This is a genomic window from Streptococcus sp. DD12 (genome assembly GCF_001578885.1).
In the GTDB taxonomy this organism is placed as follows: domain Bacteria; phylum Bacillota; class Bacilli; order Lactobacillales; family Streptococcaceae; genus Streptococcus.
Genome location: NZ_KQ969503.1, coordinates 1 through 254, shown reverse-complemented (window position 1 = coordinate 254; position 254 = coordinate 1). Strand labels below are relative to the sequence as shown.

Below are 254 nucleotides of genomic sequence, written 5' to 3'. Positions count from 1 at the left end.
GCGGGTGTAGTTTAGTGGTAAAACTACAGCCTTCCAAGCTGTTGTCGCGAGTTCGATTCTCGTCACCCGCTTAATTGTTTAACCAAGCAATTGTGCTTGGGCGCATAGCTCAGCTGGTTAGAGCGCACGCCTGATAAGCGTGAGGTCGGTGGTTCGAGTCCACTTGTGCCCATTATGGTCCGTTGGTCAAGGGGTTAAGACACCGCCTTTTCACGGCGGTAACACGGGTTCGAATCCCGTACGGACTATAAATT

Annotated in this window: 3 tRNA genes; all 3 read left to right on the top strand. The window is 51.6% G+C overall.

Going from position 1 to position 254, the window contains the following annotated elements:
- The 3 genes from STRDD12_RS08010 to STRDD12_RS08000 all read left to right on the top strand — a co-directional run bounded on the left by STRDD12_RS08010 (position 1) and on the right by STRDD12_RS08000 (position 248).
- A tRNA-Gly gene (locus STRDD12_RS08010) sits at positions 1-71 on the top strand.
- Positions 72-98: 27 nt separating this feature from the next.
- Positions 99-172, top strand: a tRNA-Ile gene (locus STRDD12_RS08005).
- Positions 173-176: 4 nt separating this feature from the next.
- Positions 177-248: transfer RNA gene (locus tag STRDD12_RS08000), tRNA-Glu, on the top strand.
- Positions 249-254: the final 6 nt, after the last annotated feature.